9 protein-coding genes and 1 tRNA gene are annotated in these 13,786 nt (G+C 72.7%); 3 read left to right on the top strand and 7 right to left on the bottom strand.

The window, feature by feature from the left end; all coding sequences use genetic code 11:
- Complete coding sequence (locus tag DEI94_RS06775) at positions 1–3,858, top strand: ABC transporter ATP-binding protein (RefSeq protein WP_220038770.1); 3,858 nt, start codon at positions 1–3, stop codon at positions 3,856–3,858.
- A 91-nt stretch (positions 3,859–3,949) separates the two neighbouring features.
- Here the strand turns inward: DEI94_RS06775 and DEI94_RS06770 are convergent, their stop codons facing one another.
- From DEI94_RS06770 to DEI94_RS06760, 4 genes are all read right to left on the bottom strand, one after another.
- Positions 3,950–4,492, bottom strand: a complete 543-nt coding sequence (locus DEI94_RS06770; protein WP_111008722.1) for a hypothetical protein — start codon at positions 4,490–4,492, stop codon at positions 3,950–3,952.
- Positions 4,493–4,631: 139 nt separating this feature from the next.
- The gene (locus DEI94_RS19740) at positions 4,632–5,033 is read right to left on the bottom strand and encodes a class I SAM-dependent DNA methyltransferase (RefSeq protein WP_349815165.1); all 402 of its coding nucleotides are present in this window, start codon (positions 5,031–5,033) and stop codon (positions 4,632–4,634) included.
- A gap of 125 nt (positions 5,034–5,158) precedes the next feature.
- Positions 5,159–5,650, bottom strand: coding sequence for a heme-degrading domain-containing protein (locus DEI94_RS06765; RefSeq protein WP_111026063.1), 492 nt, complete (start codon positions 5,648–5,650; stop codon positions 5,159–5,161).
- A gap of 117 nt (positions 5,651–5,767) precedes the next feature.
- Entirely contained in the window at positions 5,768–8,383 is a 2,616-nt protein-coding gene (locus DEI94_RS06760; RefSeq protein WP_284183738.1) for a hypothetical protein, read from the bottom strand.
- A 543-nt stretch (positions 8,384–8,926) separates the two neighbouring features.
- Between DEI94_RS06760 and DEI94_RS06755 the strand changes: the two genes are divergently transcribed.
- Positions 8,927–10,411: a hypothetical protein gene (locus DEI94_RS06755; protein ID WP_111026078.1), complete on the top strand. Its 1,485-nt coding sequence runs from the start codon at positions 8,927–8,929 to the stop codon at positions 10,409–10,411.
- Positions 10,412–10,497: 86 nt separating this feature from the next.
- Here DEI94_RS06755 and DEI94_RS06750 read toward each other — a convergent pair whose 3' ends face one another.
- A complete protein-coding gene (locus DEI94_RS06750) occupies positions 10,498–11,475 on the bottom strand; it encodes an SDR family NAD(P)-dependent oxidoreductase (RefSeq protein WP_111026140.1) in 978 nt (325 codons plus the stop codon).
- A 74-nt stretch (positions 11,476–11,549) separates the two neighbouring features.
- On the opposite strand from DEI94_RS06750, the gene DEI94_RS06745 reads away from it, so the two are divergent.
- Positions 11,550–12,527 carry a helix-turn-helix transcriptional regulator gene (locus DEI94_RS06745; protein WP_111026079.1) on the top strand — a complete coding sequence of 326 codons (978 nt, stop codon included), beginning with the start codon at positions 11,550–11,552 and terminating at the stop codon, positions 12,525–12,527.
- Positions 12,528–12,542: 15 nt separating this feature from the next.
- On the opposite strand, the gene DEI94_RS06740 is transcribed toward DEI94_RS06745, so the two are convergent.
- Positions 12,543–13,541, bottom strand: coding sequence for a lipid II:glycine glycyltransferase FemX (locus tag DEI94_RS06740; protein ID WP_181441737.1), 999 nt, complete (start codon positions 13,539–13,541; stop codon positions 12,543–12,545).
- Positions 13,542–13,633: 92 nt separating this feature from the next.
- Positions 13,634–13,706: transfer RNA gene (locus tag DEI94_RS06735), tRNA-Val, on the bottom strand.
- Positions 13,707–13,786: the final 80 nt, after the last annotated feature.

Here is a 13,786-nt window from a genome sequence, read left to right as displayed (position 1 = left end):
GTGACCGACCCGAGCACCGAGGGCTGGATCCGCCGCCTCTGGCGTTACATGCTCCGCCACCGCAGGAGCGTCGTCATCTCGCTCGTCGCGGCGCTGCTCGGGAGCCTCTGCCAGGTCGTCGTACCGCTCGTCGCCCGTCGCATCGTGGACGGCGTGATCGTCGCGCACACCTCGCCGCTCGGACCGTGGCTGGCGCTGCTCCTGGCGCTCGCCGCCGCGACGTTCGGCTTCACGTACCTGCGGCGGTACCGCGGCGGCCGGGTGGCGCTCGAGGTGCAGAACGACCTCCGCAACGACATGCACGACCACCTGCAGCGCATGGACTTCGCGAGCCTCGACCAGATGCCGACGGGGCAGCTCGTCAGCCGGGCGAACTCCGACTCGGCGCTCGTGCAGGGCCTGCTCAACATGCTGCCGATCATGAGCGGCAACGTGATCCTGATGGTCCTGTCGATCGTCGTGATGTTCACGCTGTCACCCCTGCTCGCCCTGGTCAGCCTCGTGATGGTGCCGGTCCTCGTCGTGACGGCGTACCGGATGCGGCGCAGGATCATGCCCGCGACCTGGGACGCCCAGCAGCGCGAGGGCGAGGTGGCGCAGATCGTCGACGAGGACGTCAACGGGGTCCGCGTCGTCAAGGCGTTCGGCCGGGAGCGGCACGAGGTCGAGCACCTGACGCGCGTCGCGACCGGCCTCTACGGCGCGCAGATGCGTTCGGTGCGGATCCAGGCGCGGTTCCAGCCCCTGCTCGAGTCGATCCCGACCCTCGCGCAGGTCGCGATCCTGGCGTTGGGCGGGTGGCTCGCCCTGGAGGGCCGGATCACCATCGGCACGTTCCTCGCGTTCACGAGCTACGTCGCCGCGCTCATGGCGCCCGCTCGGCAGCTCGCGGGCGTGCTGACGATCGGACAGCAAGCGCAGGTCGGCATCGAGCGGATCTTCCAGCTCATCGACCGGGAGCCCGCGATCCGGGACGCGCCGGACGCCGTGGCGGTGGACCACGTCCGGGGCGACGTCGTGTTCGAGGGTGTGACCTTCTCCTACGGGACCGGGAGTGCCGACATCCACCCTGCGCTCGACGGGCTCGACCTGCAGGTGCGGCCCGGCGAGCGCGTCGCCCTCGTCGGGCCGAGCGGGAGCGGCAAGTCGACGGTCGCGTCCCTCGTCGCCCGGTTCCACGACCCGGAGTCCGGGCGGGTCCTGCTCGACGGACACGACCTCCGCGACCTCAGCCTGCACTCGATCCGTGGCGCCATCGGCATGGTGTTCGAGGACAGCTTCCTGTTCTCGGACACGGTCGGGGCGAACATCGCCTACGGGCGTCCCTCGGCGACCGAGGCGGAGATTCGCCACGCGGCCGAGGTCGCTCATGCGATCGGGTTCATCGATGCGCTGCCGAAGGGGCTGGACACCGTCGTCGGTGAGCGTGGCCTGTCGTTGTCCGGCGGGCAGCGGCAGCGGATCGCCCTCGCCCGGGCGATCCTGTCCGATCCGCGGATCCTCGTGCTCGACGACGCGACGAGCGCGATCGACGCCTCGACGGAGCAGTCGATCCACGACGCGCTCCGCGGCGAACTCCGGGACCGGACGGTGATCCTCATCGCCCACCGCGAGTCGACGCTGCACCTCGCCGACCGCATCCTGGTCCTCGACCACGGGCGCGTCGTCGACGAGGGGACGCACGAGTCCCTCGTCGCCACGAGTGCGGTGTACCGCGCGCTCGTCACCGGCCTCGACGACGACGCGACCGACGACACCGCGGCGGCGGCCGCGGCGGGTGACATCGACGCCCTGAGCCGGCTCGCGCAGGCGGCGGGCGGCGTGACGGACGATGCCTGGAGGCCCGGAGCGGCTGCGGCGACCACGGTCGCGACGTCGGGGCCCGGTGGTGGCCTCGGCATGGGGCTCGGCGGTCGCGGACGCGGCAGCGGGCGGGGCATGGCCGGCATGTTCGCGGCGACCCCGGAACTGCTCGCGCGGGTGGCGGCGCTCGGACCGATCCGGGACGTCCCGACGGTCGACCTCGACCGCGAGACCGTGCAGGACCGACGGTTCTCACTCGCCACGCTGCTGCGGGAGTTCCGACGTCCGCTGCTGCTGGCCCTCCTGTTCGTCGTGGTCGACGCGGTCGCCGGCCTGCTCGGGCCGGTGCTCGTCAAGACCGGCATCGACGACGGCGTGCAGCGGGGTTCCGAGGTCGTGCTGTTCGGCGCCGCGGCCCTGTTCCTGCTCGTGACGCTCGCGGACCTCGCCGACGGCATGGCCGAGACCTTCGTGACGGGCAAGGCGGCCCAGCGGATCATGCTGAGTCTGCGGATCCGGATCTTCGCCCAGCTCCAGCGCTTGTCCCTCGACTTCTACGAGCGTGAGATGGCGGGCCGGGTGATGACCCGGATGACGACGGACGTGGACCAGTTCGAGACGCTGATCCAGAACGGCCTGCTCTCGGCGCTCGTGTCGATCGTCACGTTCGTCGGGGTCGGCGTCGCGCTCGTGCTCATCGACCCCGAACTCGGTCTGCTGACCCTGTCGGTCGTGGTCCCGCTCGCCGGGGCGACCGTGTGGTTCCGGAGCCGGTCCTCCCGGTTGTACGACGAGGCGCGTGAGCGCATCGCCGTCGTCAACGCGGACTTCCAGGAGAGTCTGTCCGGCGTCCGCGAGTCCCAGGCGTTCGTGCACGAGGCCGCGACGGTGCGGCACTTCCACGCGCTGGGGCGGCGGTACCTCGACTCGCGGATCGCAGCGCAGCGTCTCGTCGCGACGTACTTCCCGTTCGTGCAGTTCCTGTCCGGGGTCGCCGACGTCATCGTGCTCGGCGTCGGCGCGACGCTCATCGGGTCCGGACACCTGACGTCCGGGGCGCTCATCGCGTTCCTGCTCTACATCGACATGTTCTTCTCGCCCATCCAGCAGCTGTCGCAGGTGTTCGACGCGTGGCAGCAGACGCGGGTGTCGGTGTCGCGGATCAGCGACCTCATGGCGCTCGAGACCCTCACCCCGGACGCGTCGGACGCCGTCGTCCCGCCCCGCCTGTCGGGTGCGCTGGAGCTGCGGTCGGTGCGGTTCGCCTATCCCGTGGTGCGCACGCCCGTGCGTCCAGCGGAACGCCGCGGCCCGGCCGACCCGCGCACGGCGTCCGCCGCCCCGCCGGCGAGGGCGGTCCGACCGCCGGAGGCACTGCACGACGTCACGCTCGCCGTGCGGCCGGGCGAGACGATCGCGTTCGTCGGCGAGACGGGCGCCGGCAAGTCGACCGTGATGAAGCTCATCGCGCGGTTCTACGACCCGGACGACGGCGCCGTCCTCGTCGACGGGCGGGACCTCCGCACGCTCGACCTGCGGGCGTACCGCCGGCAACTCGGGTACGTGCCGCAGGAGGCGTTCCTGTTCACCGGCACCGTCCGGGACAACATCGCGTACGGCCGGATGGACGCCACCGATGCCGAGGTGGAGGCGGCGGCGCGCGCCGTCGGTGCACACGAGTTCGTGTCCGAGCTGCCCGGCGGCTACCACCACCAGCTGTCGGAACGGGGGCGATCCCTCTCCGCGGGGCACCGGCAGCTCATCGCCCTCGCCCGTGCCGAACTCGTCGATCCCGCGGTCCTGCTGCTCGACGAGGCCACCTCGAACCTCGATCTGCTCACCGAGGCGCGCGTGACGGCGGCGATGCAGACCGTCGCGTCCGGTCGGACCACGATCGTCATCGCCCACCGGCTGCAGACGGCACGCGCGGCGCACCGCATCGCCGTGATCGCGGGAGGGCGGATCGCGGAACTCGGCCCGCACGACGAGCTGCTCGCGCGCGAGGGCCGGTACGCGGCGATGTGGCAGGCGTACGAGGCCGTCGACGCGCGATGAGGACGCGCTCGCCGCTCGCGACGACCCCGCTCCGACGGACGGGAGGGACGGCACCAGCTCGTGCCGTCCCTCCCGTCCGTCGGTGGTGCGGTCAGCGGCGCCGCTTGTCGATGACGCCGGCGGCGGACCGCTGCTGCTCCCCCTGCTGGGCGCCCATCACGAGCAGGATGCCCGTGAGCACCGGCGTCACCCACTGCAGGATCTTCTGCTGACGCTGCGCTGACGTGAGCGTCGAGGAGGCGGCGGGCGACGCCTCCGTCGTGCCGGCCGCGCCCTCGGAGGCGTGCTCGGCCATCTTCTTGCCCAGCGATGCCGACCAGAAGGTCGTCACGGCGGCGACGATCGTGAGCGTCAGCTTGACGCCCGTGTTGGTCCGGGCCTCCGGCTGCACGCCGAGCCGGTCCCGGTTGGCGATGATCAGGCCGGCGCCACCGATCGCGTGGACCGAGAGCGCCGCCAGCTGCAACGGCGCCCACTTGCTCCACCCGAGCGCCGACAGCGTGAGCCGCTCGACCGGGTCCTTCGCTCCGGCCGCAGCGCCGTTCAGGCCGGTCGCCCCCATGAGGTTCCCGCCGAACCAGGCGGCGAGCCCAATGTCGTGCATGCTGCGGATGACGGTGTTGTTCTCGGACATGGTGCTCCCTGGTCTGCTCCGGCGGTGCCGGCGATGTGTTCCTCGGCGGTGGTGCGGCTCCGGCGCGTCGAGCGTCGCAGCGACGACGCGGGTGGTGGCCGATGGCGTCCGGACCCGGGCTGACGTGGCAGAGCGGACGCTACGCGGGTGGAGGATCGGGGCGGCCCAGGACCGTCCCATGCACGTCGGTACGCCTGGTCGGCTGGTCAGCCCGCCGTGCGCGCGAGCACGAACCCCTGCCGGTGCCGCTCCACCTGCCGGGGCGCGCGGTCGAGGACGGCGTCGACGCGGAACCCGAGTGACCGCAGGAGCCCGGTGACCGACGACGGCTCGTGCAGGAACGCCGTGAGGGGGGCCTCCTGTCCGCGAGGTCGCTCTGCCGCAGGTCCACCGCGATCCCTCGTCGGGCGGCGTGGGCCAGCATCCCGGACGAGATGTCGACGCCGGTGAGCCGCATCGTCCCGTCACGGTCCTGCAGGTGCCGGAGCATCCTGCCGGTGCCACATCCGGCGTCGAGGACGGTCGCGGCACGAGGGAGCATGTGCGCGAAGTGATCGACCATCGCCATGTCGATCGGCGCTTCGAAGGACGTGTCCGGCAGGTGTTCCGCGTAGGTGTCCGCCGCTGCGTCGTACCCGGATCGGGTCTGCTCGAGAAGCGGGTCGCTCACGCGCTGGAGGCCGAGCGGTGCGCCCGGAGTGCCTCCACCACCAACTCGTGATCGGCGTGCATCTCGAGTCCGCTGACGCCGAGGACCCCGACGAGCGCGCCACGGACCCGGAGCGGGAATCCGCCCCCAGCCGCCTGGTACAGCAGCGGGTCGAGCGCGGAGGAGGCTCCGAACGTCGTGCCGTCGGCCTCGTACTGCGTCCGGACCGCGAGCGTCGAGTGCCCGAAGTGGCGAACGACCCGGAACTTCCGATCCAGCCACGCGTCGTTCACCGCGCCGGATCCGGGCGTCGCGACGTGGAACACCCGCTGCTCACCGAAGGCGACGGCGATGCCGACGCCGAGCCCGCGCTCGATCGCGGTCGCCCGCAGCCAGGAGCCGACCGCCCATGCGTCGTCGAGGTCGAAGCGCTCCTGCTCGAGTTCACGCTCCTCGGCGAGCAGGCGCTCGAGCTCCTCCTCGGGCTGCAGGTCGCGCAGTGCCGCCATCGCCAACTCCTCGTCGTCCTCGACCGATCGGGTCGACACCGACCGTACCGGTACCGGGCGGGGCCCGTCACCGGGCCGGACGTGCCCCCACCTCATGCAGACGGGGGCGGTTCCCGGTCACCGGTTGGTCCCGGTGGCCCACACCGCCTTGCCGTTCTTGTAGAGGACGAGGTTCCCGTCGCTCTGCTGCGTGAGCTTCATCCCGGAGCCACCGAACCGACTGGTCTTGCTCGACCACAGGGCCTTGGCCGCCTTCGTGTAGAGCACGAGGTTCCCGTCCGACTGCAGGGTCAGCTTCGCGCCGCCCCTACCGCTCGTACGGGTCGACCAGACCGCCTTCCCGTCCTTGTAGACGACGACGTTGCCGTCCGTCTGCAGGACGAACTGGCGTCGCTCGGCGGAGTCCCAGATGGACTGACCGGCGGTGATCACGGCGCCCGGTGTCAGGGTGTCCGCGCCGGGGCGCTTGTTGTTCCACAACGTCGAGCCGTTGCGGGTGAGCCTCAGGCGCCCGTGGTCGTCGATGCTCAGGACGGCGCCAGCTCCCTTCCCCGAGGTGCCCGTGGCCCACACCGCCTTGCCCGTGACGGCGTACAGCACGGCGTTGCCGTCCGCCTGCAGTGCGAGGTGCGCGCCGTGGTACCGGGTCGTGCCGGTCGCCCAGAGCGCGCGGCCGTTGCCGTACTCGACGAGGTTGCCGTCCGCCTGCATGTCGAGGTGGTACTGACGCGACGGGGAGTGGATGCTCTGGCCGGCCGTCATGGTGGTGGCGCCGAGGAGCTTGGTGCCGTCGGCGGAGATCCCGGTCACCGGCGGTGCCGGGGTGTGGGTGGGCGACGGGGTCGGCGCCGGGGTCTGGGTGGGCGACGGGGTCGGCGCCGGGGTCTGGGTGGGCGACGGGGTCGGCGCCGGAGTCTGGGTGGGCGACGGGGTCGGCGCCGGGGTCTGGGTGGGCGACGGGGTCGGCGCCGGAGTCCGCGTCGGCCCGGCGGTCGGAGCCGCCGTGGGCGAGCCGGTCGGCGTCGGGCTCGGGGTCCCCGTGGGCGAGGTGCTCGACACCGGCGGGGTGCTCGACACCGGCGGGGCGGACGAGCACGCCGGTGACACGGGCAGGTCGCCGCGGAGCTTCGACCAGTTGGGGCTTCCGAGACCGGTCGCGAGGTCGTAGCCCGCCGTCGCCGGGTACGTGCCGTTCGACCCGCTCGTGACGTCCTGGAAGTCACCAGGGTGGGCGTAGATCGCGGCGTGGATGTCGCCGATGCCGCTCGTGCAGCCGCGGTCCGCGAGGGTGGTGGCGAGCTGCGCCGCCATCATCGGCGTGGACAGGCTCGTCCCACCACCGAGCACCCAGCCGTTGGTGCTGCTGGTGTAGATGCCGGGGCCCTGGTAGGGGTCGGCCTCGGCCGCGATGTCGGGGACGGCTCGTCCCCGGGACGGATCGGCGTTCGTCCCCGCCTGGTACGACGCGGAGTCGAGGCTGGCGTACCCGCCACCGCCGGAACCACTGCTGTTGTTCCACACGCTCTCGGAGAACGAGCCGTCGGCGTTCTCGGTGAGGCTGGTGCCGCCCACGGCGACCACCGCGGAGCTCGCTGCGGGGTAGAGGACGCTGGTCGCCGGGCCGGACAGGCCCTGGCACGACGCCCCCGTGTCGCCGACCGCGGCGAACATGGTCGCGCCCGCTCCGACGATGCGGTCGATGGCGTCCTCGAGTGCTGCGTGCGTGGCCTGGTCCATGTCGGCCTCGCAGGACCCCCAGGACTCGCTGACCGCGGTGATCCCGTGGGCCACGACGTCGTCCGCGATGCGGCTGTAGGCGTCGTACACGCCCTGGGCGTCCTGGTTGACGAAGTAGATGCGCTGCGCGGCCGCGGGCGCGTTCCCGAGGATGGTCTCCTGGTCGAGCGCGACCTCGACCCCGCCGTTCGTGTCGCTCGGGGCGGTCGGGTCCGCTCCGTCGATCGGGATCTGTGTCACCGACGGGACAGCGGTCCCCGCCGCATTCGCGTAGGTGGCGAGGTCCCCGGCGTTCCAGCCGGAGAACTGCACGGTGGCGATCGTGGTGCCGGCGCCGGCGTTCGCCGAGGCCGAGTAGGCCGTGCGGAAGTCGCTGACGGGCGTCCCCGGCACGCTTGCCGGCACCGCGACGAGCCGCCGATCGAGCCCGAGGACGGTGGTTGCCGCGCCTCCGAAGGACGCCGGCATGGTCAGGTGGCCGACGGGGTGCATCTGCGTGCCGGTGCCGACGACGCGGACGCCGAACACGGCCTCCGCGTCACCCACGGTCCCGCTCGCACTGACGTTCCAGGGCCCCGCGTCGGACACGGTGAACCCGGCGTCGACGAGTGCCGCCTCGACCCGCGCGCGACCCGAGGTCGTGGGGCGCGTCCCGGCGATCCGGCTCCCCCGCTGGTGCGCGGAGAGGCCGTGCGCCCTCGCGGGCAGCTCGCGCAGCGCGGCGCGGTCCCGCGGCGTCAGCACGACGGTGAGGTCGACGCGGGTGTCCGCCGGTGTCGCACCGGTGGACGCGGAGCCGGTGGAGGCGTGGGAGGCCGGCACCGTCGGTTCCGGGACGACGGGCTGGAGCCGCGACGCGGACGCGGGCGCGGCGATGCCGATGACGGTCGCCCCGGCGAGTGCGGCGACGACGATGCCGGCGAGGGTGCCCTTCGTCGCTCGGGATCCGGCCCCGGTCGTGTGGGCGGAACGGTGGTCGCCGCGGCTGCCGGTCATGCTGCCTCCCTGTCCGGTCACGCCGTCGGTGGGACTCGATGGCGTGGGTGCGATGTCGCTCGTCGGCTCGTCGATCGGCGCGACCCCGACGTGCGCCCTCCCCGATGGACGGCAGAACGTGGACGAGGTCTGCGGACACGACTGACCCGTGTCCGCCGACGGTGCCCCGAGCCCCTGTTCGCTCGGTCGACGGCCGGCGCCCACGATACGTTCGGGCGGCGACTCGGCAGTAGTGGTGCCGACTGTTTCACCCTCGAACTGGGACGTCGAGCGCCGCACCCGGCGCTGCGCGGAGCTCGCCGGGACGGTCCGCGGTGCGGTCCACCGTCGCGCACCGTTTGTCCCACGTTCTGGGAGGGTCCCCAGAACGCGGGAATTGTCCGCAGCGCACGCTGCCGCATTCCTTGTCTCATGGCCAACCACCACGACCTGACCGGCAGGCCGCGGACGCGATCAGGAAGCGTCAGCACTTCCCTCGCTGTACCCACCGGGTCCTCCCGGCGTCCTCGGACACGGAGGACCTGGGCAGCGATCGCCGTTGCCGTGATCGCGGGCGTCACCCTGACCGGGTGCGTCAGCGGGCCCGGTGCGTCCGGCGCCCGCGCCGCGGGCGACGCCGACGTGGCCTTCGGTGCACCCGCCTCCCCGACGGGTGCCGCAGTGGCGGCACCCGCGGCGCCCGGTGCGGTCAGCGGGACGGTCCGGGGCGAGTCGGCTCCGAGCGAGCGCCCGCAGGTGTCGTCGGCTCCTCGGGCCGGAGGGCCGTCCGCCGCAGCAGCGTCGGTGGAAGCCCGGACGACCCGTGGGCCCGCGACCGGGACAGCACCGCACACCGGCGCGCTGTCCGACGCACTCCCTGCCGCACAGCTCGCCGTCGGAGTCCGGACGCCGGCACCGGCCGCACCGAGCATCTCCTCGCCCGCCGCGGCGCCGACCAGCTCCTCGCCCGCCGCGGCACCCAGCGCTGCGCCGTCGCCGGCCGCCAGCGCCGCCTCGTCGACCGCCGTGGTGCCCCCGCGGACCCCGATCTCCATGATCGGGACCCCCGCGTGGGTCCCGGTGGGCGCCAGCCCCTCCCCCGCCTCCTCGGGGCGCGGGAAGGGCATCTCCCCCGGTGGTCTGTACGAGAACACGATCAACACGATGAGCGCGTCGGCGGCGACCGCCGTCTTCGCCGACATGCGTTCGACGGGTGCGACGTGGGTCCGCCTCGACTACAACTACGCCGGGAACACCACCCGCCACGGTGGCGCGACGACCCAGACGATCACGGCCGCGCGGTCGGCCGGGCTGGACGTGCTCGTCATCCTCGGTGACGGCACCGCGCCGATGCCCGAGTCCGCCGGGTACAAGGCGGCCGGTGGGTGGATGACGTCCTCCGTGACGCAGCTCGCCGCGCTCGGCGTGCACACGTTCGAGATCGGCAACGAGGTCAACCTCGGGGCGAACTGGGGCGGGACCCCGGACCCGGCCGCGTACACGGCGTTGCTCGAGACCGTGTACCCGATGATCCACGCCGCGGACCCGAAGGCGACCGTCCTGATGGCCGGTATGGCGCCCTACGGCAAGGAGTCCCCGACACGGAGCGCGCAGGGCAGCAACTACCACCCGTTCGACTTCATCGACCAGATGTACGAGGACGGGGCGCGCGGCAGCTTCGACGCGCTGAACCTGCACCCGTACGTGTACCCGGCGATGCCGGCGACGTCGGACGGGGGCTACAACGTCCTCTCCGTGCTCCCGGACCTGCTCGCGATCATGTCGAGCAACGGGGACAGCGCGAAGAAGATCTGGATCACCGAGGCCGGGATGCCCACCGGCACCGAGGGCGGCTACCCCGCGTACACCGTCGCGCAGCAGCAGCAGACGATCACCCAGCTGTTCCAGGTCGCCACGAAGTACCCGCAGCTCGGTCCGGTGTTCCTCTACGACTGGCAGGACGGCGGCATCGACGGTGACTTCGGCCTGTACACGTCCGCGCACGTCAAGAAGCCGTCGTACGCGACGTTCGCCGGCATCAGCTACTGACCAGCAGCCCCCGACGGACCCGGCGGCGATGACCGAGGACCGACCGACGACGCGGTACGGTCGGCGGCGGGATCGACCGCGCGTCCTCAGGCGAGCAGCTGTTCGCTCAGCGCCCACAGGCGCCGTGCGTCGGCGGGGTCACGCATCGCCGAGTTCGCGTCGGCCGGGATGCTGTCGGCGGTCATCGGACGCTCGACGTCGTCGAGCACGGCGACGTCGTTGTCCTTGAGGTAGACGCCACCGACCCCGTCGAGCCACGGGCTGGCCGCGCCGAACACGATGGTGGCGGCGCCCTGCTCGACCGTCTTCTTGCCCACCTCCGGGTCGATGACGGTGGCACCGTGCTCGTCGACGAGACCCTGCGCGCGGTAGGAGTCGACGCGCGCGGGTGCGTGCGGGCCGGGTCCGATGACGACGCCGGGGTGCACCGCGAAGGCCCGGATGTCCTGCCCCGCGGTGCGTCGGTCGAGCTCGACCGTGAACAACACGTTCGCCCGCTTCGACTGGGCGTAGGCCGCGACGGGGTCGTAGCCGGACCGGAAGTCGAGGTCGTCCCACCGCACGCCCCCCATGCGGGCCGCGCCGGAGGTCACGGTGACGACGCGTGCCCCGTGCGCCGCCCGGAGGGCCGGGAGTAGGGCACGCGTGAGCTGGAAGTGACCGAGGTGGGACGTCGAGAAGGCGAGTTCGTGCCCGCGCGCGTCGAGCTGGAGCTCGGGGGTGAACAGCACCGCGGCGTTGTTCACGAGCATGTGCACCGGCCGTCCGGTCTCGTTCCACCGCGCGGCGAAGGCGTCGATCGAGTCCGGGTCGGTGAGGTCGAGCTGCTCGACGCGCACGCCGTCGATCCCGGCGACCGCCTCGGCGGCGCGGGCGGTGTCGCGGGCGGCGACCGTGACCGACGCACCGGCGGCCGCGAGGGCGCGGGAGACCTCGCGGCCCAGCCTGCTGTGGCCGCCGGTGACGATCGCCTCCTCCCCGGTGAGGTCGACGCCCTGGAGGACGTCGGTTGCGGTGGAGGCTGCCGTGAACGGCGTCCCGAGGGGGATCTGCTGCGAGGTCATGCCCTCAGTCTCATCGTCCAGGATCGGACGCGGAATCATCGCGCGTCCTGTTCTCATGCGGCAGAGTACGGACCATGGTCCACTCCGCGCAGAGCGACGCCCTGTCCGACGTCTTCGACCAGGTCGAGGTCCGCGGCCTGATGACTGGTGGCTTCGCGGTCCGGGGTTCGTGGACGTCCCACGGGACGATCACGCGGCCGCTCAAGCTCGTCGCGCTCGTCGCCGGTTCCGCTCGCATCGTCGTCGACGGACCCGGAGGACCGATCGGGCCCGTCGAACTGGGCCCCGGCGATGTCGTCCTGCTGAACCACCGGACGCACCTGGAGGTCCGGGGTGGCGTCGGCGACGGACCGCCTGCGGAGTTCGTCCCCGACGCGCGCTTCGACTCCATGGCGTTGGCCGCGGCCGACCTCTCCACGGACGACGTCCTCGTCGGCGGGTGGATCCAGGTCAACCCGGCCGGGCAGGCGCTGTTCCGGACCGCGCTGCCCGGTCTCGTGCACGTCCGCGCCTCGGCGCCCGCGGCCGCCCGACTCGCCACCCTGGTGGCGCAACTGTTCCGCGAGGCATCGAGTGGACGCCTGGGGTCCGCGTTCGCCATCCGTCAGAACGCGCAACTCATCCTCCTGGAGGTCCTCCGCGCGTACCTGGAGCAGGAGCGGCCGCCCGTCGGGTGGTTCCGCCTGCTCGCCGACGAACCGCTCGCGCCCGCGCTCCGACTCATGCACGATCACCCCGGCCGGTCCTGGGGCCTCGCCGAGCTCGCAGGTGCCGCCGGGATGTCCCGCACGACCTTCGCCGAGCGGTTCCGGACGGTCGCCGGCATCCCACCCCTCGCGTACCTGTCACGGTGGCGGATGCTGCTCGCGCAACGGGCGCTCCGCGACCCCGACGTCCGCGTCGGCGCCCTGGCCGCGGAGCTCGGCTACGGCTCGGAGAGCGCGTTCAGCACCGCGTTCAAGCGTGCGGTGGGCGTCTCCCCCGCCCACTGGCGTCGCCGCTCGTCGGAGCAGACCGGTGACGCACCGGCACCGGCGATCGCGGCCGGCTGACCGGGCGAGGCGGTGTCAGCGCGGGCCGGCCGCCGTGCCACGGTCCCGGACCCGGGCGACGGCGGATCGCACGAAGCGCGGCACCGGCGACGAGACGGCGTTGACGTAGGGCCGCTCGACGGCCCCGAGCGACATCTTGAACCTGCTCACGCCCAGGTCGACGTAGCCGACGAGGTCGACCGCGCTGTGGCCCCGGGCGAGGGACCACTGGAGCATGTCGTGGTAGAGCACGGTGCTCGGGTTGACGGCGCGGTGCGCTCGGAGCGTTCCACCCGCCCATCCCGTCACCACCTCGTGGCTCCCCAGCGCGACGAGCACACCGACCGGTTCCCCCGCGACGAGTGCGGTGGAGAGGTAGACGTCGGACCGATCCGCTGCCCAGCGTGCGACGCGCTCGCCGATCTCCGAGGGATAGGGCGAGGGCACGCCCCGGCTCTCGTAGGACTCGCTCAGGACCCGCGGCAGCAACGTCGTGACCTCGTCGGGCAGCGCGGGTCTGACCTCCACCGCGTGACGTCCGGCCGCGCGGAGGGCCTGGCGCGCGCCGCGTTTCATGCCGGCCACCAGGGACTCGGGCGAGGAACCGACCAGGTCGATGACGAACGTGCGGTCGGCGCTCCACTCGGATCCGTTGCCGACCAGTGCTGCTTCGCCGGCCGCCGCGACGCCGGGCCCGAAGTCGAACCGGACGACCGGCACCCGGTGCACGAGCTGCCAGCGTCGGAACTGGCGCAACGTGCTCGCCAGGAGCGCCTCGGGCACGAGCGGTCCGACGAAGGGGAACGGCGGATCCGCGGGTCGCGCTCTGCGGGGCGACCGCAGCAGGACGGGGAACACGCCGACCGCACGGCCGCGGTGCTCGACGACCAGGGGCTCGAACCGCCAACCGTGGAGGTCGGTCTGCATCCGGAGCCACGACCAGTCGTGGAATGCGGTGGCGCCCGGACTCGCCGCGACGAGGGCGTCCCACTCGCGCTCGTCGTGGCCGACTCGGAACTGGATGTCCGTTCCCACGGATGACTCCTGACTCCCGCGTCGCATCGGCGCGGGCTCGTCCGCAGCGTGCGGACCGATCGGACGGGTCCCACGGACGCGGGCTGTCGAGGTGGGCCCTGCCGGGCTCGAACCGACGACGTCCACGGTGTAAACGTGGCGCTCTACCAACTGAGCTAAAGGCCCCCGCCGCCGGAGCGGCAGGCCCAGTGTACCGAGCGCTCGGGTCCCGTGAGGCTGCGCGGACCGGTCCTCCGTCGACACCC

The organism is Curtobacterium sp. MCBD17_040, from assembly GCF_003234805.2.
Classification (GTDB): Bacteria; Actinomycetota; Actinomycetes; order Actinomycetales; family Microbacteriaceae; genus Curtobacterium.
This window is presented reverse-complemented; position numbering and strand designations above follow the sequence as displayed.

Coding starts and splice junctions, on each gene's coding strand:
- DEI94_RS06745 (WP_111026079.1), top strand. CDS start 11,550: ATGGTCCACTCCGCGCAGAGCGACGCCCTGTCCGACGTCTTCGACCAG.
- DEI94_RS06770 (WP_111008722.1), bottom strand. CDS start 4,492: ATGTCCGAGAACAACACCGTCATCCGCAGCATGCACGACATTGGGCTC.
- DEI94_RS06765 (WP_111026063.1), bottom strand. CDS start 5,650: ATGGCGGCACTGCGCGACCTGCAGCCCGAGGAGGAGCTCGAGCGCCTG.
- DEI94_RS06760 (WP_284183738.1), bottom strand. CDS start 8,383: ATGACCGGCAGCCGCGGCGACCACCGTTCCGCCCACACGACCGGGGCC.
- DEI94_RS19740 (WP_349815165.1), bottom strand. CDS start 5,033: ATGCTCCCTCGTGCCGCGACCGTCCTCGACGCCGGATGTGGCACCGGC.
- DEI94_RS06750 (WP_111026140.1), bottom strand. CDS start 11,475: ATGACCTCGCAGCAGATCCCCCTCGGGACGCCGTTCACGGCAGCCTCC.